This is a genomic window from Alkanindiges illinoisensis, assembly GCF_004377485.1.
Taxonomy (GTDB): domain Bacteria; phylum Pseudomonadota; class Gammaproteobacteria; order Pseudomonadales; family Moraxellaceae; genus Alkanindiges; species Alkanindiges illinoisensis_A.
In genome coordinates this window covers 1-20,674 of record NZ_SNTY01000047.1, presented here as the reverse complement: position 1 = coordinate 20,674, position 20,674 = coordinate 1, and the positions used below count along the sequence as shown (strand labels likewise).

At 46.9% G+C, this 20,674-nt stretch carries 18 protein-coding genes and 2 tRNA genes; 6 read left to right on the top strand and 14 right to left on the bottom strand.

The features are described from left to right. Positions 1 to 2: 2 nt before the first annotated feature. Positions 3 to 1,133, bottom strand: a complete 1,131-nt coding sequence (locus E2B99_RS10365) for a CobW family GTP-binding protein (protein ID WP_240687806.1) — start codon at positions 1,131 to 1,133, stop codon at positions 3 to 5. Positions 1,134 to 1,315: 182 nt separating this feature from the next. On the opposite strand from E2B99_RS10365, the gene E2B99_RS10360 reads away from it, so the two are divergent. Both E2B99_RS10360 and E2B99_RS10355 read left to right on the top strand, forming a co-directional pair. Continuing rightward, entirely contained in the window at positions 1,316 to 2,011 is a 696-nt protein-coding gene (locus tag E2B99_RS10360; RefSeq protein WP_134244876.1) for a pirin family protein, read from the top strand. A gap of 256 nt (positions 2,012 to 2,267) precedes the next feature. Beyond that, a complete protein-coding gene (locus E2B99_RS10355) occupies positions 2,268 to 2,660 on the top strand; it encodes a YkvA family protein (protein ID WP_134244875.1) in 393 nt (130 codons plus the stop codon). Positions 2,661 to 2,707: 47 nt separating this feature from the next. Here E2B99_RS10355 and E2B99_RS10350 read toward each other — a convergent pair whose 3' ends face one another. The 7 genes from E2B99_RS10350 to gspF all read right to left on the bottom strand — a co-directional run bounded on the left by E2B99_RS10350 (position 2,708) and on the right by gspF (position 9,351). Then, positions 2,708 to 3,541 carry a YwqG family protein gene (locus tag E2B99_RS10350; protein WP_134244874.1) on the bottom strand — a complete coding sequence of 278 codons (834 nt, stop codon included), beginning with the start codon at positions 3,539 to 3,541 and terminating at the stop codon, positions 2,708 to 2,710. Positions 3,542 to 3,849: 308 nt separating this feature from the next. Next, the gene (locus E2B99_RS10345) at positions 3,850 to 4,140 is read right to left on the bottom strand and encodes a hypothetical protein (protein ID WP_134244873.1); all 291 of its coding nucleotides are present in this window, start codon (positions 4,138 to 4,140) and stop codon (positions 3,850 to 3,852) included. Positions 4,141 to 4,212: 72 nt separating this feature from the next. Beyond that, on the bottom strand, positions 4,213 to 5,769 hold the full coding sequence (ahpF, locus tag E2B99_RS10340; protein ID WP_134244872.1) for an alkyl hydroperoxide reductase subunit F: 1,557 nt from the start codon (positions 5,767 to 5,769) through the stop codon (positions 4,213 to 4,215). A gap of 345 nt (positions 5,770 to 6,114) precedes the next feature. Then, on the bottom strand, positions 6,115 to 6,678 hold the full coding sequence (gene ahpC, locus E2B99_RS10335) for an alkyl hydroperoxide reductase subunit C (protein ID WP_134244871.1): 564 nt from the start codon (positions 6,676 to 6,678) through the stop codon (positions 6,115 to 6,117). Positions 6,679 to 6,936: 258 nt separating this feature from the next. Beyond that, the gene (locus tag E2B99_RS10330; protein ID WP_134244870.1) at positions 6,937 to 7,272 is read right to left on the bottom strand and encodes a hypothetical protein; all 336 of its coding nucleotides are present in this window, start codon (positions 7,270 to 7,272) and stop codon (positions 6,937 to 6,939) included. Positions 7,273 to 7,551: 279 nt separating this feature from the next. Next, complete coding sequence (gene gspG / locus E2B99_RS10325; RefSeq protein ID WP_276320936.1) at positions 7,552 to 8,007, bottom strand: type II secretion system major pseudopilin GspG; 456 nt, start codon at positions 8,005 to 8,007, stop codon at positions 7,552 to 7,554. Positions 8,008 to 8,142: 135 nt separating this feature from the next. Beyond that, positions 8,143 to 9,351, bottom strand: coding sequence for a type II secretion system inner membrane protein GspF (gene gspF / locus E2B99_RS10320; RefSeq protein WP_134244869.1), 1,209 nt, complete (start codon positions 9,349 to 9,351; stop codon positions 8,143 to 8,145). 279 nt (positions 9,352 to 9,630) lie between these two features. Here gspF and E2B99_RS10315 point away from each other — a divergent pair, with 279 nt between their 5' ends. The 3 genes from E2B99_RS10315 to hslO all read left to right on the top strand — a co-directional run bounded on the left by E2B99_RS10315 (position 9,631) and on the right by hslO (position 14,926). After that, on the top strand, positions 9,631 to 11,976 hold the full coding sequence (locus E2B99_RS10315) for a primosomal protein N' (protein WP_134244868.1): 2,346 nt from the start codon (positions 9,631 to 9,633) through the stop codon (positions 11,974 to 11,976). Positions 11,977 to 12,103: 127 nt separating this feature from the next. Beyond that, positions 12,104 to 13,936 carry a monovalent cation:proton antiporter-2 (CPA2) family protein gene (locus E2B99_RS10310; RefSeq protein ID WP_134244983.1) on the top strand — a complete coding sequence of 611 codons (1,833 nt, stop codon included), beginning with the start codon at positions 12,104 to 12,106 and terminating at the stop codon, positions 13,934 to 13,936. A gap of 117 nt (positions 13,937 to 14,053) precedes the next feature. Beyond that, on the top strand, positions 14,054 to 14,926 hold the full coding sequence (hslO, locus tag E2B99_RS10305; protein WP_134244867.1) for an Hsp33 family molecular chaperone HslO: 873 nt from the start codon (positions 14,054 to 14,056) through the stop codon (positions 14,924 to 14,926). 80 nt (positions 14,927 to 15,006) lie between these two features. On the opposite strand, the gene E2B99_RS10300 is transcribed toward hslO, so the two are convergent. Next, positions 15,007 to 16,416 carry a YdgA family protein gene (locus E2B99_RS10300; protein WP_134244866.1) on the bottom strand — a complete coding sequence of 470 codons (1,410 nt, stop codon included), beginning with the start codon at positions 16,414 to 16,416 and terminating at the stop codon, positions 15,007 to 15,009. A gap of 135 nt (positions 16,417 to 16,551) precedes the next feature. Beyond that, positions 16,552 to 17,433, bottom strand: coding sequence for a LysR family transcriptional regulator (locus E2B99_RS10295; RefSeq protein WP_134244865.1), 882 nt, complete (start codon positions 17,431 to 17,433; stop codon positions 16,552 to 16,554). 94 nt (positions 17,434 to 17,527) lie between these two features. On the opposite strand from E2B99_RS10295, the gene E2B99_RS10290 reads away from it, so the two are divergent. Next, on the top strand, positions 17,528 to 17,977 hold the full coding sequence (locus E2B99_RS10290; protein WP_134244864.1) for a PACE efflux transporter: 450 nt from the start codon (positions 17,528 to 17,530) through the stop codon (positions 17,975 to 17,977). Positions 17,978 to 18,159: 182 nt separating this feature from the next. On the opposite strand, the gene E2B99_RS10285 is transcribed toward E2B99_RS10290, so the two are convergent. From E2B99_RS10285 to E2B99_RS10270, 4 genes are all read right to left on the bottom strand, one after another. Continuing rightward, positions 18,160 to 19,419 carry a YncE family protein gene (locus E2B99_RS10285; protein ID WP_134244863.1) on the bottom strand — a complete coding sequence of 420 codons (1,260 nt, stop codon included), beginning with the start codon at positions 19,417 to 19,419 and terminating at the stop codon, positions 18,160 to 18,162. Between the two features lie 295 nt (positions 19,420 to 19,714). Then, positions 19,715 to 19,791: transfer RNA gene (locus E2B99_RS10280), tRNA-Arg, on the bottom strand. A gap of 116 nt (positions 19,792 to 19,907) precedes the next feature. Beyond that, positions 19,908 to 19,998: transfer RNA gene (locus tag E2B99_RS10275), tRNA-Ser, on the bottom strand. 119 nt (positions 19,999 to 20,117) lie between these two features. Then, positions 20,118 to 20,315 (bottom strand): hypothetical protein, encoded by a 198-nt coding sequence (locus E2B99_RS10270; protein ID WP_134244862.1) that lies wholly within the window; start codon positions 20,313 to 20,315, stop codon positions 20,118 to 20,120. Between the last annotated feature and the right edge of the window lie 359 nt (positions 20,316 to 20,674).

Here is a 20,674-nt window from a genome sequence, read left to right as displayed (position 1 = left end):
CACTAAGGCATCAATTGTTCAACCTGTGGTGAGCGCAGGCAGGCCAGTAACTTGCGCTCAAACGTCTGCCAATCCGTGGTATTGCTTGATTTTTCTGTGCTATTTTCAGTGGTAACAATAATTTCTAGTCGGTTATCACCAAACCCGTCATGGCTGTGATAATTCAGCTGAGTTGGGCTAAAATTAATGGCAATCCAGCCTTGCTCAGTATGCACCACCCCTTTAATGCGTAACCAGTTACTGGCGGTTAACAGGCAATCAATTAAGGCCTTTTGTTCAAATTGCCATACGGCAGGCAAACACCAGCCTGCCACCTCATGGCCTATGGCCTGCTCTACATAATGAAAGGGCGGTTCCAGCGCACTGGTACTGGAATCTGCTGGCTGCTCGGTTAATTCAAGCAACTTATGGCCAAAAGACTTGGGGCCAATAGGCTTTTGACCAACAATAACCGGATTCAGCAAAGGTCGTGGTTGTATAGAGTGATGTGCAGGGCGATAGTTAATATATTGAAAGTCCAGCCTGCCCTGCTCAATCAGATAAACCTGCTGCTCAAACTTGGGATATTGCGCAATAAGCTGCTGCATGGCTTGTTCATGTGCTGGCTGCATCTCATCTGCGTGTGAAACCAGCAAAATGTCTGACACTTCCAGTTGACTGAGCAAGATACTGTGCTGGCGATAGCGCGCGTCCAGCAACATGGCTGCACTAACCACACATACCACAGCCTGTAATTGCAGGCTGGTTTGCCAGTGCGCCTGACCAAGCTGGTCAATCAATTGATCAGCATGCGCCAAACCCGTGGGCTCGATAAACAGGCGATCCGGCTTGGTTTGCTGCAACAGCCGGGATAGTGCCACCTGCATGGGCAACTGACTGGTACAACACAGGCAACCGCCGATCACTTCCTTAATGGCAATTCCATCCTGCTGGCGAATTAACGCCTGATCCACGCCAATTTTGCCAAACTCGTTCATGAGCACTGCCCAGGTTTCACCTACTGGCTTTTGTGCCAGCAAGCCATTCAGCACTGTGGTTTTTCCGGCGCCTAAAAAACCGGTAATGATATGGGTTGGTACGGCTTGAATAGCGCTTGCCTGCACAATCGGCTTTAGCATGGCATTGATCGTCATTAAATCACAAATGTTATAATATAACATAAAACTTAAAAAATGAATCCTCTCCAATTAACCCCTAAATCTGTTGCCAATCATTAAACATTGCTTCAACGCAGCGTTGCAAAAATGTACCTTGTCGCCTGATTTAATATCCGCATAATAGACTTATCGCAACGATAAATAGTCCGGAGAACAAGGTGAACAGCTATATTCATAAAAGCGAAAATCGTGGTCATATCAAGGCGGGCTGGCTGGACACCAAACACAGCTTTTCGTTTGGCAGCTGGCAAGATCCACGTTATATGGGCGTGTCTGCCCTGCGCGTCATTAATGAAGATATTATTGCTGCCAATCAGGGTTTTGGCCGCCACGGACATGACAACATGGAAATCCTGACCTATGTGTTGTCTGGCCGCTTAAGCCATCAGGACAGCATGGGTAACATTGAGCATATTCCTGCGGGTGAATGGCAACTGATGAGCGCAGGAACAGGCGTACAGCACAGTGAAATGAACGCCACTGACCAGCCGGTGCATTTGCTACAAATCTGGCTATATCCCAATGTGCGCAATGCTGAGCCAACTTACCAGCAGGTAAAGCTTGATCCAAGGGATCAGCCCAACCAGTGGCATCATATTGTATCGCCAACGCAGGATACCCCGCTGTTTATCCGTCAGGACGCTGTCATTTCAGCGGCTTACCTTCATGAAGGCAAAACCCTGGCACTGGCACCACAAAAAGCCCTCAATTACCTGCATGTGATTGAAGGAAAGGTTCGGGTCAATGACAGTGTGGTGCAAACCGGGGATGCCATTGTGTTTGAAGGCAATGCCGAAATTATTGCCGATACTGATGCGCATTTGCTGTGGTTTGATTTGCCCGCACAGGCTTAAGGCCAAGGTTTAATCTTAGGCTTTTATCACTAAAAGCTGTGCTCTTTTAACCAGCGCTTTTTTAAGGCCAGACACCCACTGTCTGGCTTTTTTATTGCTATGCAGTTTTCCAGTGCAGCATCAGTGATCCATGATAAAAATCATCCATGCTTAAAAATAATTAAGTGGGCTATTTTATCAACAAGATTTAACCGCTTAAAATTTTACAAACCGCGATGACTTGGTAGAATGACCATAACCAGCAAAGGCACAAAGCATGACATTTTTTAATTCAATTAAATTATGGGCCAAGCGTCTAAAACGTGATGTCATTATGCTCTGGTTTGCCCAGCGCCATCCTGCAACGCCGTGGCTGGTCAAGCTGCTTTGTATTATCACTGTGGCGTACGCCTTAAGCCCGGTTGACCTGATTCCTGATTTTATTCCTGTATTGGGCTATCTGGATGATGTGCTGCTACTGCCTGCTTTTATCTGGCTGGCAATTAAATTACTGCCCCCACCCATCATTGATGAATGCCGGATACAGGCAGAGCAATGGATCACCAACAAGCAAGCCAGACCAGTCAGTTATGTGGGCGCAGCAGCTATCATTGTGCTATGGCTTGCCGCCCTGTATGCGGGCTGGTGGTTTTATCAGTCCCGCTCCTGAGACTAAGCCCTGTACCAATCAAGACTCTGGCAAGCGTGTCAGGCTTGTTATGAGCAATCCCAGTTGTACAGTACCTTGGAGAAATCCTTATTTTTTAAATCTTCTGGCCGGATAAAGAAGTTGGCCACACCAACATCGCCCCACATAATATCCTTCCCCTGCTCGCCATCCTGATAGTCATAATCACTATCCATCTGGAACAGTAAAACATAGTCCTGAATGTTCTCGTCATATTGCCGTGGATCAGCCTGGGTAAAAAACGGATAGCCCCCAAGTTTATGGCCAGTGCTGCCAAAATGGTCATGGTACGTTTCATAAAACTGGTCAGCGTCATCACCGCCATAAGGCTCACGCTGCATAAAGCGGGCAAATGAAAAGTCACTTAAAGAAACTGGTGCCTGCTTGAGCGTGGCGTGCAAACTGTATTGTTTAGTAAAGGGCGTTAAACGATCTTCCTGCTGCGGCAAAAAGCTAAAATCACTGATTAGCTGGCTTTCATCCGCGATCACGTTTTCAAAATACAGCACCTGGAAACCATCCTGATTAAACGGCTGGTCAAAGTCAGCACCATACAAGTCATCATCAGCGGCAATATAAAACTGTAAAATGCCTTGCTCGGGAAAATTTTCCAGTGCGGGCAATTCAGCAAAATTAAATTGTGCCAGTAATATCAGTGGCGTGCCTTCACTATCTACAGGATAAGCCTGATCTTTTGGAAAATATGGCAAGCTCCCAAACTTGCTTTGCCATAAGCTAAGCTGGCTAGCCAGCTCGGCTTCAAGCGCAAGATAAGGCTTTAAGCTGTTTTGAAGGCCTTGTTCCAGTGGTTTTAGAATTTTTGGTAATGCATCAAGATTTATACTGGGCAAATGAGCATGCATGATTTTCTTCACGGCTGTTATTGTTGTAATGATTTATACATGTGCGTCATTTAACTAACAAGATCATTAAGACACAACTTGACGTTCAGCTATGGTACATGGAAACCCTACACTCTAAAAACTATATTTTTTATAGTTTACTTATAATAGGATATTCCACCATATATAAAATAAAGCTAAGCAGCCAGATCAATATGAGTGAGCTTATAACAAAGTAATCAGCATATTTATTTGTTATAAAATAATAGATAAATAGGATCAAAAGAATTGTAATACCAATATTGGATAAAGCTAAAAAAATCTCCATACTATCTTCCTATACTGTAGAAACCTTTTCTAACTGACATATAAGGTGCCCATAAGCAAAGTGAGATATAAGACACAAAATTACTATTAACTTCATATAAGAATAATCCCATTAATCCTCCAAATAAAAATGCAAAAACCCAAATCACTTTATTTCCCATTTGATTTAATGGATACTTTTGATAAGCCCTTCTAATGGAAAAATAATTTAAAAATATTCCAAGAACTATTAGCAGAAAAACTAATTCAAAGCGCCAAAATCCCAAATGGAATAACTTTATTATTTCTGTCATAAATTATGCTTCCATTTCTTATAAAAATTAAGCTGGGCACATTACCCAGCTTAGTTATCTCAGTAACTAATTCTAATTACTACGGATCAAATAATCAAAGGCACTTAACGCCGCTTTGGCACCCTCACCGGTTGCAATAATGATTTGCTTGTACGGTGTGGTGGTGGCATCACCCGCTGCAAACACACCAGGCACTGAGGTTTCACCACGCGCATCCACTACAATTTCGCCGCGTGGGGACAGCTCAACGCCACTGGTTTTAAGCCAGTCGGTGTTAGGCAATAAGCCAATTTGCACAAAAATACCTTCCAGCTCAATGGTATTGAGTGAATCACCAATACGGTCTTTATACACTAAACCGGTGACTTTTTGGCCATCACCCAGCACCTCAGTGGTTTGTGCACTGGTAATCACCCGCACGTTTGGCAGGCTGGCGAGTTTCTTTTGCAACACGGCATCCGCACGCAGCTTGCCATCAAACTCCAGCAAGGTGACTTCTTTTACAATACCGGCCAGGTCAATGGCCGCTTCCACGCCAGAATTACCACCGCCAATGACGGCCACACGCTTGCCCTTAAACAGCGGACCATCACAGTGTGGGCAAAATGCCACGCCTTTGGTTTTATATTGTTCCTCACCCGGCACGTTCATTTCACGCCAGCGTGCGCCAGTCGACAAAATCACAGTACGGCTTTTTAAGGTTGCGCCATTTTCCAGCTCAATTTCAATCAAGTCGTCCAGATCACCGGTTTTAAGCTGTTTGACACGTTGCAGGTTCATGATATCCACATCATAAGCACGCACGTGTTGTTCCAGGGCTGCCGCCAGTTTTGGTCCTTCGGTTTCTGCTACGGAAATAAAGTTTTCAATGGCCAGCGTATCCAGCACCTGTCCGCCAAAGCGCTCTGCCACTACGCCAGTATTGATGCCCTTACGTGCGGCATACACAGCAGCGGCTGCACCTGCCGGGCCACCACCGACTACCAGCACGTCAAATACGTCTTTGGCATTGATTTTTTCAGCATCACGCGCTCCACTGTTGGCATCCAGCTTGGTGACAATTTCTTCCAGCGTCATGCGACCCTGACCAAACTGTTCACTATCCTTAAATACCATTGGCACTGCCAGAATCTGGCGCTGTTCTACTTCCTGCTGAAAAAACGCGCCATCAATCATGGTGGCTTGTGTGCCGGGATTATAAATGGCAATCAGGTTCAGCGCCTGTACCACATCAGGACAGTTATGGCAGCTTAAGGATACAAACACTTCCAGATTGGAGCTTAAGTTCAGTGCCTTAATCTGATTGAGTAATTCATCAGAAATCTTGGGCGCATAACCACTCACCTGTAGCAATGCCAGAATTAACGAAGTGAATTCATGGCCCATGGGCAAGCCAGCAAAATGTACCCGTGGCTGCTCACCGATTTTTGCAATACCAAAGCTGGGACGACGGCTGTTTGTGCCATCAAAACGTGCAGTCACCTGATCTGACAGGCTGGCAACCTCAGTCACAAACTCACGAATCTTGCCTGCTTTATCTGACTCATCCAATGAAGCCACGATTTCAATGGGGGCTTCCAGACGCTGTAAATAGGTGGCCAGTTGGTCTTTAATAGCTTGTTCTAACATCTATCAATCTCCAAAGTTGCAGTTAATTCTTCAATAGGGTTATCTTAGACCAGCTTTCATGATTGGTAAAACAGAATAATTTTATAAAATTAATCGAATTTCTAGATGAATTAATTTTATAAAATATTTACTGGCAGGGTGCTCCCATAGAGGGATGTATAAGCACAGCAATCTATCTTCAAGTACTTGCTACAAAACAGGCTTAAAAATCCACCTAAAATTTTTATTAAATCAAAATGCCTAAAAACAAAAATCCGCCTTGTTGGTAACCCATGCAAGGCGGATTTTTATTTCAAGCTATGCCATCAACTGATCACAATGTATGGATCAATTGATTAAGCCAGCTTAGATCTTACCAACCAGATCAATGGAAGGTGCCAGTGTTTCATCACCTTCTTTCCACTTGGCTGGGCATACTTCACCAGGATGCGCATGCACGTACTGGGCAGCTTTTACCTTGCGCAGCAGTTCCTGAGCATCACGGCCAATACCACCGGCAGTGATTTCAACGATCTGAATCTTGCCATCCGGGTCAACCACGAATGTACCACGATCAGCCAGACCATCAGTTTCAATCAGTACATCAAAGTTACGGGCCAGTGTCCAGGTTGGGTCGCCAATCATTGGGTATTGCAGCTTGCCAATTACGTCAGAGGTGTCGTGCCAGGCTTTGTGGGTAAAGTGGGTATCGGTAGAAACAGAATAGATTTCTACACCCAGTTTCTTGAATTCTTCGTAGTTGTCGGCCAGATCACCCAGCTCGGTTGGGCAAACAAAGGTAAAATCCGCTGGGTAGAAAAATACAACCGACCATTTGCCTTTCAGGTCAGCTTCGGATACATCAATAAAGTTGCCGTTGTGATAAGCAGTCGCTTTAAATGGTTTTACTTCGGTATTAATCAAGCTCATTAATCGTGCTCCCTAAGTTTCAATGTATGGTAAGAGTGGATGCAGGGCTAAGAGTAAGCCCAGTTTTACAATTGTTCAAACAGTAATTATTTTTTGATTTAATCGTTTTTTCCGATTAAATTTTATTTTTTAGGTTGATTTTATTTTAAAGGTAGAGTTAACTGATTGAATCATAATAATTTTTTATAATTAGTAGTACTTGTAAAAGCTGAAATACATTTAACTAGTTGCAACCCTTTGAAATAAATTACATTTCTTTTAAAAAAGATACAAACTGAAATAAATCAAAATTCCTGCTAAGCACAGCATGGGCAAATGGCGATAGCCATAAAGCATATACTGCTCTAACCGACTGGTTGTAAGGGCTAAACCGATATGCAGCGTTTTTAGCGCACCATAAAAAGCCAGAATAAAAGCCACTGTGGCAAAACTAAGCGCATAAAAATAAACCACAATCTGGTCAGCCTTATGGAACTGCTGAATAAAGTCATGCCCCAGATTTATCAGTGGCAACAACAGTAAAGTCAGCAAGGAATTTTTTAATACCTGCCAATGCAACTGATCCAGTTGATCATGAAGCCAGAAAATTTTCATGCCTACTTTCCTTGATAATGCAGCTTTTGTTGTAAAGCTATTATTCCGTAAGCACTAGCCTAAGCCTATTGTTCTGGTTTAGTTTTTGGCTTTTATTTTGTGACTATCATGGCTAAGAAACTGGGTGCTTTTAAGAACTTAGACAAACTCAAGAATTCAGGCAGCCTTAAAAACAAGAATGATTCCGGCTTTCAGTTGCATTTTGGCTAATAAAAAAAGCTGCTTGAGGTGAGCAGCTTTTTGAGTAAAACAAGAACTTATTAAACCAGTTTTCTAAGTTTACTTTTCAAAATATAGGTCAGCATCGTTGCCTTCACCGCCTTCCTTGCCATCGGCACCAAAGGAATACAGGTCATACGGACGGCCACTGGAACCCGGCGATACATATTGCAAATCGTTGTCCCAGCTGTCTTTTGGCATGCCACCTTTTAAGTAACCGCCAGCCATCCAGCTTTTGGCACCAGCAGGCTGATTGATGAGCGCATCAAGGCCTTGCTGCGTGGTCGGATATTTCTGGTTATCCAGCTTGTACTGATCCAGCGCACTGGCCACGTTGGCCAAAGTAATTTTGGTGGTGTCTACCTTGGCCTTTTCACCACGGCCCATGACATTGGGTACAATCAGGGCCGCCAGAATACCCAAAATCACCACCACCACCATCACTTCGATCAAGGTAAAGCCTTGCTGGGCACTACGCTGCATGGCATAACGGCCTTTAGTTATCGATTTTTTCATTACTCTGTTTTTCCAAAATACAAGGGTTCAAGATATGCTTATGCAAAATAGAACCATGTTGAGCTTGGCTGATTGTAGCCTAAATTCTGGCAGATGCCATGACCTGCGATTCGAACCATACAATCTTTAACAGCATCAAACCAGATTGTTCATATTCACAATCGGCAGCATGACGGCCATCACAATGGTGAGCACAATACCGGCCATAAAAATCAGCATCAGTGGTTCCAGCAGGGCTAGCAACGTACTAATCAGCGTGGTCACTTCACGATCCTGCATGTTGGCAGCACGCGCCAGCATATTGTCCAGCTCACCAGAGGCTTCACCACTGCGGATCATTTGTACCATCATGGGTGGAAAATAGCCGCTACGCTCCAGCTGGGTGGCCAGTGCGCCGCCTTCGGTCACTTTAACGGCAGCCTGTTGTACGGCATCACGGATCAGCCAGTTACTGGATACCGCAGCCCCTATATGTAGGGCTTCAACCAGTGGCACGCCGGATTGGGTCAAAATCGACAATGTGCTGGCAAAGCGGGCGGAATTAATGCCTTTGCTCAATTTGGCAAACAACGGCAAGCGCAAGGTCAGGCGATCCAGCGCATAACGACCCGGTTCTGTCCGTACAAACCGCACCAGCACCACCACAAAGGCAATGGTTCCTACCAGCAAAAATGGCCAGGCCACACGGATAAACGCACTCATGGCCATCAGCGCACGGGTGATAAATGGCAGCGCCTGCTTGGTATTGGCAAACACCTTGACAATATCCGGCACCACATAGGTCATCAGGCCCATCACAATGGCAAACGACATCACCATCAGCAGCACCGGATAAATCATGGCACCCTGAATTTTCTTTTGCATGGCAAAGCGGTTTTCGGTGTAATCCGCCAGTTGGTTTAAAATCAGATCCAGATGGCCTGACTTTTCGCCCGCTGCAATGGTGGCAATATACAGTGGTGGAAACTTGCCTGCCTGCCGGAAACCCTGTGCCAGCGAATGACCTTCCATCACCTTGGCGCGCACCGACAGCAGCAGGCTTTGCACATGGCGTTTTTCAGTTTGCCGTGCCACCGAGCGCAAGGTTTCTTCCAAGGGTATGCCGGCTGCAATCAATACGCTCAACTGCCGGGTCATCAGTGCCAGATCATAGGCACTTAAGCCTTTTTGAAAAAAACGCTGGCTGCCACTACTGGTTTTGTTTTCCTCAAGCGGCTCGACCAGTACCGGCATCCAGCTTTTATCACGCAACTGCTGGCGAATCTGGCGGGCAGAGTCCCCCTCCAGCACACCTTTATGTTGCTTTCCGATACTGTCTACAGCAGTAAACTGATATGCAGGCATTTGCGGTTATTGCTCAAATCAATCCAGAATGATGGAATGGATTATGGTGGCTTTATAAGCAAATAGAAAGACATTGCCAGCCATAAAATTATTTTTCTTAAGCCAAGCGCTGTGGCTCTTGACGTCAATTGAGCTGTGCCTGCTGATTTTGCTGGCACTGTCTCAAATTATCCGGATTCACGCACATTTTACCAAACCAACCTGCTATCCATTTCGCTGGAAAACCGCTTTTCCCACGACTGCAATTCAGCATAAAATGCCCTGAACTGGAGTAGCTTAATGACATCACTTGGACAGCAGGTTTTTACCCAAAACACTGCTGAAGGCAATGCACAAAAGACAAAAAATCAGGATCAGCCAGATTTGTTAGGGCACGTTGCTGTTCCAGATGAGACACCTGCAAAAGGACCCATCATTATTCAGGTGGCGCTGCCCGTGCCGCTGTTTGATGTATTTAGCTACCTGGTGCCGGATGCTTTGCTGGCGCAATGGCCGTTTGCACCGGGTTGCCGGGTGTGCGTACCGTTTGGCAAGCGTGAGCTGGTGGGGATTTATCTGGGGCAAGCCACCAATGACGGCATTCAGCCTGACAAACTTAAAACGATTCATACGGTGCTGGATGATGAAAGCCTGCTACCGGAATCTATGCTAAAACTCCTGCACTGGGCAGCCAGCTATTATCATTATCCAATTGGCGAAGTAATCAGTTGTGCCCTGCCTACGCTGCTGCGTCAGGGTCGTCCTTACAATCTGCTGGCACAATACTGGCGCTTAACTGCAACTGCCGAACGCGAAGCCCTTAAGCGTGCGCCAAAACAACTAGAAACCTTTGACCTGCTAAAACTGCACGATGAACCTGGCGCGCCTGAAAGTGCTCTACTGCTGATGGGTGCCAGTAAAAAGCAGTTGCAACTGTTGCAGGAAAAAGGACTGGCCGAATGCTTTTTGCAAAAAACCGAGCATCAGACGCATCCGGTGAAACTGGCCGAACTGCCGCTTATTCCAAATGATGAACAGCAACTGGCGATTGATACCATCAAGCAGCATTTGGCTAGCTTTAAGGGCATTTTGCTGGATGGCCTCACGGGTAGCGGTAAAACCGAAGTGTACCTGCAAGCCATGCAACCTGTGCTGGAAGCAGGCCAGCAGGTACTGGTACTGGTGCCGGAAATTGGCTTAACGCCGCAAACACTGGATCGTTTCCGCTCACGTTTTCAGTGTGAAATTGTGGCCATGCACTCCAACCTAACCGACGTGGCGCGCTTGCAGGCGTGGCAAGCCGCACAAACCGGCCGGGCACAAATTGTGATTGGTACGCGCTCGGCTGTGTTTACACCCATGCCCAAGCTGGGGCTGATTATTATTGATGAAGAACATGATGTGTCCTTCAAGCAGCAGGATACCTTTCGCTATCACGCGCGTGATGTGGCACTGTGCCGCGGCCATCGTGAATCCTGTCCGGTGATTTTAGGCTCGGCCACCCCTTGTCTGGAAAGCCTGCATCTGGTTGAAGAAGGCAAGCTGCTGTCATTGAAACTAACCCAGCGCGCCGGCAATGCTGCACTGGCCAAAATCCAGTTAATAGACCTGAAAAACCAGCCGCGCGAGCATGGCCTGGCCCGTGATTTGATTGATGCCATCAAGCAGCGTTTAAAAAAACAGGAACAGGTACTGATTTTTTTAAACCGGCGCGGTTATGCCCCTGTGCTGCTGTGTCCACAATGTGCGTGGCAGGCTGATTGTCCGCGCTGCGATGCACACCTGACCGTACACCGTCAGCCCAGCGAACACCTGCATTGCCATCACTGCAATTATCAAAGTCGCCTGCCCGCTGCTTGCCCCTCCTGCCAGTCCACGACACTAACACCAACGGGTATGGGCACGGCGCGGCTGGAAGAGGGTTTAAAGGAATTATTCCCCGATACGGATATACTGCGGGTGGATCGCGACAGTACCAGCCGGGTGGGCAGCTGGGAGCGGATTTACGAGCGCGCGCATCAGGAAAAAGGCGCCATTTTGCTGGGCACGCAAATGCTGGCCAAGGGGCATCACTTTCCGCATGTCACGCTGGTGGCCATTCTCGATGTGGACGGCGGCTTTTTAAATGTGGATTTTCGTGCCCCGGAACGCACGGCACAATTGATCATGCAAGTGGCTGGGCGTGCAGGCCGTGGGCAAAAAGCCGGGCTGGTGCTGATTCAAACCTTTAAGCCAGAAAATCCGCTGCTGCAAATTTTAATCCAGCAGGGCTATGCTGCCTTTGCCAAAACCTGCATGGCCGAACGCAAGGCCATGCTGCTGCCACCGTATCGCTATTGCGCGTTGATCCGTGCTGAAACCCCACAAGCGGAAAAATCACTGCAATTTCTACAGCATGTGTTAACCCTGCTGTATGCCCAGCCTGAGGCAAAACAACTGGAAAAGCCACCGCTTGAAATCTGGGGGCCAGTGCCAGCACCAATGGAACGCCGGGCTGGTGTGTTCCGAGCCCACGCATTGATTTTCTGTAAGGATCGCCGTCTGCTGCATCACCTGCTGGGTCACTGGTGGCTACAGGTGTGTAAACTGCCGGAACGTCGTGGCGTGCGCTGTAGCATTGACATTGATGCCCAGGAGATGAGTTAAGCTCAATATAGTGATATCAAGCCAGCCTTGGGTTAAACCTCAGCAAAAATTTGCGACCATTTTCATATTTTTACCGCAACTTTGCCGCTAAACTGCTATAAAAGATGTTTTAGTTGTTATGACGACAATGCCGCTGTTACTGCAAATAACAATTTTTCTGGGCGCTGCCCTGCTGTTGGTGCCTTTAGGCAAACGCCTTGGACTGGCCACTGTGCTGGGCTATTTGTTTACCGGCATTCTGCTTGGCCCTTATGTCCTAAAAGTTGAGCGCGACCCCGAATCCATCATGCATCTGGCCGAATACGGCGTCATCATGCTGATGTTTTTAATTGGCCTTGAATTACGACCACAACGCCTGTGGGAACTACGCCGTTCCATTTTTGTAATGGGTGGCCTGCAAGTGGGCGTTACGGCAACCCTGCTGCTCACCCTGATCTGGCTGTTTCTGGATTTAAGCTTTTATGCCAGTCTGGTGATTGGTTTTGGTCTGGCTCTGTCGTCCACTGCGTTTGTATTGCAATTACTGGCTGAAAAACAGCAACTGGTCAGTACGCATGGGCGGCAAGCCTTTGCCATTTTACTGTTTCAGGATATGGCCGTCATTCCGCTGCTGGCCTTACTGCCGCTGATAAGTGGTATGAATGACACCCATCATGGCATTGCCCATTTTGCGGCCATTGTGGCGGCTTTTTCAGGATTGTTCCTGTTTAGCCGTTATGTCATGCGGCCTTTTTTCCGCTTTATTGCCAAAAGTGATGCCGCTGAACTGCTTACCGCGATTGCCCTGTTTATTGTGCTGGCGGTGGTGCAATTGATGAACCTGCTGGACATTAGCACCACGCTGGGTGCTTTTCTAACCGGCGTGCTGCTGGCCGATTCGGAATACCGGCATGAACTGGAAGCGAGTATTCAGCCCTTTAAGGGCTTGCTGCTGGGCCTGTTTTTTATGACTGTTGGCATGACCGTCCAGCTGGATTTACTGCGTGAAATTCCATGGATTATTATTGGCGGTGCGCTGGGCCTAATGGCGCTGAAGTTTTTGACGCTAGCCATTATTGCCCATTTAAATGGCTATCGATGGTCAACCAGTATCCGGCTCGGCATTGCACTGGCACAGGGGGGCGAATTTGCCTTCGTGCTGTTTAACAGTGCCAGCCAGTATCAGATTGTGGAGCGCAGCATTGTTGAACCGCTGACTTTAATTGTCACGCTGTCGATGATGCTAACCCCGCTGGCCTTTTTTGTGCTGGAACGCTGGGGCGAACCGATTTTTAAAAAACGGCAGGTCTCGCCCAAATATGACCAGATTCCCGACAATGAGCATAGCGTCATCATTGCCGGTTTTGGCCGCATTGGACAAATTGTGGGACGGTTACTGCGTATGCACAACATTGAATTTACTGCCATTGATAAAAATATCAATCAGGTCGATTTTGTGCGCAAGTTTGGTAATGCGGTTTATTATGGCGACCCCAAAAACCCGGAAATCCTGCGTGCGGCTGGTATTGCTCAGGCACGCCTGCTGGTGCTCTCGATGGATGAAGTGGAAGATTGCACGCAAGTGGCCAAGTACATCAAACGTGCCTATCCGCACATCAAGATTCTGGCACGCGCCCGGGATCGCCAGCATGTGTATCGCCTGCGCGAAGCCGGTGTAGAACACATCTGGCGTGAAACCTATTTGTCTGCGCTGGGCATGTCCTATGAGGCGCTGGTGAGTCTGGGCATTGATAACAAAAAAGCCTTTGATGGGATTGAACTGTTCCGCGAGCATGATGAAAGCCTGCTGCGTCATCAGCAAACCATTTACAAGGATGAACAGCAACTGATTGAAAGCAGCCGTGCCGCCATGGTGGAGCTGGAAAGCCTGTTTGATAGCGACATGCGTACAGCACGCAAAATGGACATGGAAAACAGGGACGTGAATATCCAGCATGGCCCAGAAAGCAAACATCAGTAACAATCATTGACGAGATATCCCACAATTACTCTGCTCACTAAAGAAGTCAGCAGTCATCGGCCCCTTGATTTTCAGTAGCCGCAACTCCATTAAACACTGCATGTGGAGAGAATTAATATGACCGATATTCGTCAGCGTTTTTTTATTGAACATAGCCCTGTGCGTGGAGAGGTGGTACATCTGGCAGAAACTCTGCACACCATCCTCAAGCAGCGTGACTACCCCAAAGCCATTGAGCTGTTACTGGGCGAATTGCTGGCGGGCAGTGCCTTGCTGGCCAGCACCCTGAAAATCAAGGGTCGCCTGAGCCTGCAAATTCAGGGCAGCGGTTCACTCAAGTGGGCCATGGCCGAATGCAATCATTTGGGCGAACTACGTGCGCTGGCCGAATGGAATGATGATCCGGTGCTAATGCAGGCCGACAATGGCAATGTGGCGCTGGGCACACTTAAAGATGGCGTGTTATTTATTAATATTGAACCTGAACATGGCGAGCGTTATCAGGGCATTGTGCCACTGGAAGCAGAAAGTCTGGCCGGATGCCTGACCCAGTATTATGACCTGTCTGCGCAAATCCCGACCCGGCTAGCACTAGCCTGTGATGGTGAGCAAGCGGGTGGCCTGCTGATTCAGTTATTGCCGCGCAATGACGAAGAAGAAACCCTGGTGGATGAAGACCTGTGGCCGCGTCTGACTTTGCTGACCAATACCCTAAAAGCTGATGAGCTGATTTACCTGCCCTCACAGGAAGTACTGTACCGCTTGTATAACGAAGAAGAAGTGCGCCTGCCGGAACAGGAAAACCTGAGTTTTGGTTGCACATGCTCGCGTGAGCGCTGTGAACAGGCTTTGCGTCAGGTGGGACAGGAAACTGTACAGGAACTGCTGGACGAGCAAAATGAAATCAAGATGGACTGCCAGTTTTGTAATGCGCAGTACCGTTTTGGCCCGGAACAGGCGCTGGGCCTGTTTGGCATTCATGTTAGCTAATAGCTGACCGCACTTGCCACCCTGCTTTTACCCATAAAAAAGCTCAGAACATTCTGAGCTTTTTGCTTTTTAACAACCCATTACTCAGCAGCAGACAGCATACTTTCTGTTTCATGCATTTCTGTTTTATGCGTTTCAGGTGCCGGAGTAGCTGAAAGCTCACCTGTTGCTGTGCGATTACCCAGTGGCTTGCCATTGATATTGGGCTGGCCATCGCTTAAGGCAAAAGTGGCCTGATAGCCTGTCGCGGTTTTGGTAAAGTAACCCTGTTGCAGCATACCCTGCATGAGCATTTGCACGGTTTGGGCTGCTTCTGCCGGACTAATCGGCTGACCTTTGAGCTGGCTAACCTGCTCAAAAACACCGCTTAGCAATTGGTCAGAAACCTGCACTTTGCCATTGGCCATGACTTTTTTCAGGATGTGCTGTGGTGACTGCTGGGATGCTGCTGCAATTGGCTGCATCACAATCAGTGCATTGGCTTGTGCCTTACCCTTGAACAAATTCAGGTCTGCCTGACTTAAATTCACCTGAAAACCTTCCTTAAGCACAGGTTCAAGTGCTTTTAACATATCCTGAGCCGATGGGTTGCACTGGCGTTGCAGGCGGTTAAAGGCCACATAACTTTGCTGGGCAGCCTGTACCGGAATATGACCCAGTGACAGGTTGGCCTTAAAATTGCCAATATTTTGCTCACCCAGCAGGATTTTATCCACTTTATAACTCGCCTCGGCTGAGAGCATCTCCTTGTTAACCTGATTCTTGCTGCTCAGCTTCACATCACGAAAGCCCCATTGCTGCTGTGCCAGATTGGCCTGCATGCTGTCCAGTGAAAACGTGGTAGTGCCCAACGGTAATCTGGATTGCCCTGATTTTTGTTCGCCCTGATAGCGCAAATCATCAAAAGAAATACTGTCGCTATTAGAAGCCAGATTCTTGACCAGTAACTTGGGTGCCCTGATATCAAATTTGACTTTGTTGGATGGTGATAATTTAAGGCTGCCCTGCATGCCCTGCCAGTTGACCTGAACGGCTTTGCCCTGCCATTGCGCTGCTGGGCTTTTTAGCGTGGTATTGATACTGCCCAGCACATTGACCCGTGAATGAATAGTCAAAGGCTCCTGCCCCTTGAATACTTCACGAATCTTAGCTTCTACACTATCAGGCCAGATAATATGGCTATCAATACTGGCCCAGCCTAATGACGGAATAAAACCATTGCGGATTTCATCATACCCAGTAAGCACCATGGCATTGTCAGGATGACAGGGATCAAGCGTCAGGCTAATTTCCCAGTTGGCGCGACTTTGAAAAAAGCCCTGCTTAAATGACGTAAGTTTAATACTGACCGGACTTAAGGTGGTGGCGTTAAATTTCTGGATGGTATTCTGGTAATAGGTTTCCATGTGATGGCTGCTATACCAGGTAGTCCCTAGCCAGCCTGCACTGATTACCACCACTGCACCTGCCACCGCGCTTGTTTTATTCATCGTTGCGAGATATCCGTGTTTAATCCTTTAGTTATGCGCAAATCATACCCAAGCTTTACACTAAAAGCTGTAGCCGTTCGCAGTTCAGCTTAATTATTTTTCACCACCAGCTACGTGATTTAGTAAAGATTCATTTTACAGCTTCTGATCCACCAGACTGACCAGATATTGTGCCGCCATGCCCAGCGTATGCTCACGTGACCATACCCAATCTATGCACAGGGGAAAACTATTGGTCAGGTTTTGTATTTCCAGAACATACAATTGCCGGGTTTCCACATAAGGTGCCACGAAACTGCGTGGTAAGATCGACCAGCCCAGACCTGCTAGGGTTAAATTCAAAGCAGCAATATGGCTGTCCGTGCGCCAGTACACATGCGACCATAGCAAACGTGGTGCCTGATGGGGCTTGTCCCGGCTGGCCACTACAATTTGCCGCGTGTTCATTAGCTGGTCCATATGAATCATTTCTGCCTGCTGCAACACGGCATGACTGGGCGCAGCCACCGCAACCAGTTCTTCTTTAAATACCTCGCGAAAACTTTCACGGCCATCAAACTCACTGCGCTCATATAACAAGGCGAGTTGCACTCTGCCCTCATGCAGCATGTGCATGGCATCCTCATGTGGCGCGGTGATAATTTCAATGTCCAGCGCCGGAAAACGCGCGGCGACTGGCGCAATATAATCTACCCAGTGCATGGACAACAATTCTGGTTCAATAGCAAGACTCAGCTTGCTTTCCAGTCCCTGTGATAGCGCCAATGCTTGCGCTTCCCACTGCTGCATTTGTTGTACCAGAAAGCGTGCCTGTGCAGCCAGAGCATGTGCCTGTTTAGTAGAAACAGGCTCACGCCCGCTACGCTCAAACAGGTTTAAGTTTAACTCTGCTTCCAGATTGGAAATTGCCATACTTACCGCTGAAGGTGCGCGGTTTAAATAGCGCGCTGCAGCTGAAAATGAGCCTTTTTCCATAGCTGCTAAAAAGACGCTTAACAGCTCCTTACTGACATTCATAGCATCAACCTTTCAGTTTTTCTGAAAGTTAATCACTTTTTCTATCAAATAACACTATTTAAAATAGCACTCATGTTTTATCCAAGAGGCAATTATGCAAGGTCTTAAGCGGCGAGTGATTCAGGCCATCAGTTATGAAATCATCTTGCTAAGTTTATTTATCCCTATTATGACACTAGGTTTTAAGCAAGCTATCATGGATAGTGCAGCGCTCGGGATGAGCCTGACTATCCTTGCCCTGCTGTGGAACATGATTTTTAACTATGGCTTTGAAAAATGGGAAGTACGGCAAGGCTGGTATACCCGAGGTCTTAAACAGCGTTTACTACATGCTCTGGGTTTTGAGGGCGGCCTGCTGGTAGTGGGCGTGCCAGTCATTGCTTATTTTCTTGAGATCAGCCTGCTAGAGGCCATTATTGCCGACATTGGGTTTACGATAGTGATTATGGTCTATACCTTTATATTTCAGTGGGCTTTTGACCGATTGTTTGGCGAGCCGGAACGCACATTTGCAAAGGCAAAATCACCCCATCAACCCACATAACTTTTATATAACCTGCGATCAGCACTGCAAGCGTTTATGAATTGGGCCGCTTTTGCGGTTTTAACTATCTATACTCCATATCAATCATCGTTTCCGGTACAGCATGCCATGGACCGTGCTCGCTAATATGCTGTTTATTCAAACAGACATGCAGTCTGTCTGAATAAACCAGCTTTTTTATATTAGCGCGTTGACCAGCCTGCGGGCGCATAACCCAGTCGAACCCGTTGCGGATGATTGCCCACTGGCACACTCAGCATCTTGTTACCCGTCTCAAAATCAATGACGGTAACCACATCATTTGCACTCTCAGAAATTACACAGTATTTGCCATCCGGACTTTGGGTAGCCCAGTAGGGTTTGCCCGCACCAATCAGCTTGCCTGCCGTTAGCGTCTTACGATCAACAATGGTGGCATAGTCATCCATGGTGCCTGCTACACAAAGCTTTTCACCATTACCACTTATGGATAAGCCATGATGGCGTGAATCATTCACCCACTTGCTGCGGTCAGATGGAATGGTGCTGCTACCCGGCAATTGCGCAATCCGTGTCACCTTGTCCTGATTTAAATCATACTCCACCAGCCCGTTAAAAAATGAAACCTGTGCATACAGTTTGCTTTCATCCGGACTAAATACCACTGGCCGTACCGCATTGGACAAGTCCTTGCGCCCCGCTGCATCCAGTGCTGGACGAAAATCAATTTTTTTAATAATTTGATAGGTATTGGCATCAGCAATAGTAATAAAGCGCTTGCCCTTGGTGAAATCCTGCCAGGGCGCATCCAGTGAAGTTTCCACATTGCCAATTGCTGAGTTTAAAATTCTGCTACCGCCATTAAAGAAAATGTTTTCATGCGGCTTGTCGCCCGTGGCAAAACGACCCAGCTCCTTGCCCGTATTAATGTCTAGCACCTGCACCACATTGCCGGATGAAGCAGACACCGCCACCCGCTTACCATCAGGCGACACGGCCATGTGATCAGCGCGGAAACCTTCTACCGGCGTGCGCCAGTTAATCTGGCCAGTCGCAATATTAATGGACACCACATCGGCAAAACTGGGACGTGAGGCTACCACAGACTGACCATCTGGCGTGGAATACATGGCATCAACCAGTTGATCATTACCCTCGCCTGCTGTATTACGGATATATTGATAGGCAACCAGCTTGACTGGGTTCAGGTAGATTTCCCGCAGGCGTGCTGCCCGGTCAGGCACCATATTGATGACACCAATTCTGGCATAATCCTGAGAAGGACGAATTACCGTCACCGTGCCATCCCAGTTATTGCCCACAAAAAAGACCTGCTGGCTATTGGGCGGTGTATTTAGATTAGAGGTGGCGGCCAAAGCAGCCTGACTACCCAGCAGCGCCAAAGCGCTTATGCCCAGCGTGGTAAATAGCGTGTTTTTTAAGCATGATTGATTGTATTTCATATAATTTTCCAGTTTCAGCTCCATGAAAACTGCGGAAAAATTATCATCAGGATATTTTTTAAACAATATACAGTTGTCTAAAAAAGACTTTGGGTTACAAAAGCCAACACGCGAATCATCAGAATTTTTAAAAGTTGTGATGAATCTGGCTATTAGATTTTAAAAATAGGATTAATGAGCTCGTTAACTAGGAATATATAAGTGCTAAATAAGAGGAATTAATTTTAAAATTTGAATAAACAATAGAACTAGACAGTAAATTATTTTAATTTATTTCTTCTTTAAAGAAAGAAGATGGCGCGCCCAGAGAGATTCGAACTCCCGACCCCCAAGTTCGTAGCCTGGTGCTCTATCCAGCTGAGCTATGGGCGCGTCGTTTTGTGTCGCGCATTCTACAGTGCAGTTTGCGCCTCGTCAACTTCTTTTTAATTTTTGCTAACTATCTGTCGTTTTATTAAACACATCAAGTTTTGCAAACATTATAAAATTGGCGGTGAGAGAGGGATTCGAACCCTCGATACCCATAACAGGTATGCGTCCTTAGCAGGGACGTGGTTTCAGCCACTCACCCATCTCACCGCAACGAGGTCGCCATATTACAAAAAGCTGGCCGCTTGAGCAAGCCCTCATTGATCAATATTCAGCCGCACTCAACATAAATCAATCATTAACGGCTAAATAAAGCACAACTTACCAATTTAAGGGGTAGTTTTGGCTTCCTGATTCACTTCATCCAGCAGTGCATCCGGATTTTCAACCTTAACATCCTTATTTAACCGCTCAATATATAGGTCATTTTCACTTTTATGTTTGTTACTAGCCTCTGCTTGTTGTACTGCAGGTGCATCGGTTGCCTTAACGGGTTCCTGTTTTTTATCACACCCTGTTAATGCCATGATCATAGTACCTACTAACAGACCCTGCCCTAAAATTTGCTTACTTATCATTTTTAAACCAACTCCATGAAAATTGAGATTGCATCTTGCAACATTACCCCGTTAAGCAGTTTTAGATCAGGCTAAACTGCTTGTTGACTATATCTTAACCTTGTTTAGGCGGGCAGCTCAATTTTAAAACTACAAAAAATCACAATTTAGTGAAGCACTTGGCAGAATTTCTTGGAAATATTAGATCTCTTTCATAAATCAAAAAACGATCTTCTTTTTGGTTAATATTTGCACTCCGGATTTCTTAGCATTCGTGCATAATCTGCGGATGAAATACATCGATTCAAACAAGCTTTCTGATCCTCAGT